Source organism: Candidatus Hakubella thermalkaliphila (genome assembly GCF_013281975.1).
In the GTDB taxonomy this organism is placed as follows: Bacteria; Actinomycetota; Humimicrobiia; order Hakubellales; family Hakubellaceae; genus Hakubella; species Hakubella thermalkaliphila.
In genome coordinates this window covers 1-1519 of record NZ_BLRZ01000234.1, presented here as the reverse complement: position 1 = coordinate 1519, position 1519 = coordinate 1, and the positions used below count along the sequence as shown (strand labels likewise).

General features: G+C 45.2%; 1 protein-coding gene. It reads left to right on the top strand.

From position 1 onward, the window contains the following. Window positions 1–112: 112 nt before the first annotated feature. Window positions 113–1162: an integrase core domain-containing protein gene (locus HW443_RS11160; protein ID WP_176238220.1), complete on the top strand. Its 1050-nt coding sequence runs from the start codon at window positions 113–115 to the stop codon at window positions 1160–1162. Window positions 1163–1519 lie beyond the last annotated feature (357 nt).

Sequence of the window (1519 nt, the reverse complement as noted above, 5' to 3'; positions counted from 1 at the left end):
ACCTCCCGATTTTTTCATCGGGATTCAGGATATCATTTTTTGGTCATCATGTAAACAATTTTTTGCCGTTTGCTATAGTAATGATACTAACTTACCGTGAGGAGTTACCATAATGAGAAAGCCTGCCAGCTTTTATTTCTTTAAAAGCAAGCCCATCGTCCTCAAGGATAGATATGAGCAATGGAGGGGAGTGGCTGGCCTCCTGGGTTTTACCACCCAGGAAAGATTGAGAGTGGAGTGGATGGTCTTCTACTATACAGCAGCCAAAGAGAAGGTTACCCTCACTGCTCAACACTTCGGCATCTCCAGGAAGACCTTTCATAAATGGTTCAAACGCTTTAAGGACTCTAAATACAAGGTCCGTAGCCTGGCTGATAGGTCCAGGGCTCCCCATCGTAAGAGGCGCTGGGAAGTGACCCTTATCCAGGAAGAGAGGATAAGGCACTTGAGAAAGAGATATCCTTACTATGGTAAGAAGAAGCTAAAGGTCCTTTATGAGAAGGAATATTCTGAAGATATCTCTACCTGGAAGATAGAGAGGGTAATCAGAAGGTATAAGCTCTATCCCGACCAGAATAAAGCCGAGAAGACTACCAGAAAGAGAGCCCGAGCTCGTCAGAAACCAAAGAAGAGAATAACTCAGCTAGTGAAGGAGGGGAGACCCTGTTTCCTCTTTCAGCTTGATACCATCGTTATCTACTGGAATAGCCTTAAAAGATATATCCTGACTGCCGTGGACCATGCCACCAAGTTAGGCTATGCCCGGATGTATAAGAATAAGAGCTCAAGGTCTGCAGCAGATTTCCTTTATCGTCTCCGCTACCTTGTTGGTCAGCCTATAGAAAACCTGCAGACGGATAATGGGAGTGAATTTGCCTGGGAGTTTGAAAGGGCTACCGCCAAATTAGGCATTCAAAGGTACTTTTCCAGAGTCAAAACCCCTAAAGATAACCCGGAGATAGAAAGGTTTAACCAGACCCTGGAGTATGAATGGCTCTACAACTCTAATCTATCTTTAGATCCTGAAGAGCTCAATCCCCGGCTAACCGAATGGCTGGTTGAGTACAATTTCAACCGTCCACACCAAATTGGAGTTTACCCAGATCTTCTGGCCCTCCAAGATCCTACGCATAACTTCTCCCTGAAGGTCAAAGGCCTGTAAGCCCGCTCCCTGGATTTTAAACGTAATTAACACCATTTGAGAAAACTTAATGAAACTGCTAGAGATGGCCGTGACCCCGTGACATCTATCAATTAGGAAGGCAGAGGAGTGCTGGGTAGGATGTGGTGGGGCAGAGGGAGATAGCAGATTATGGAGCTTAAGCCCGGTAGTCTTTTCAGGGTGAGCGGGCACACTGGATGAAAAGTAAAGACAATCCCTTGAGAGTTCTGCCTATGGTGTCCTTAAGACTTTCCTTTTAACCCTACAGCGATAGATGACCACAAAAGCAGGAACATGTCAAGCATTTAATCTCCACAGATGTATACTGAAGAAGCAGGAACTTCTAGTTCCTTCATA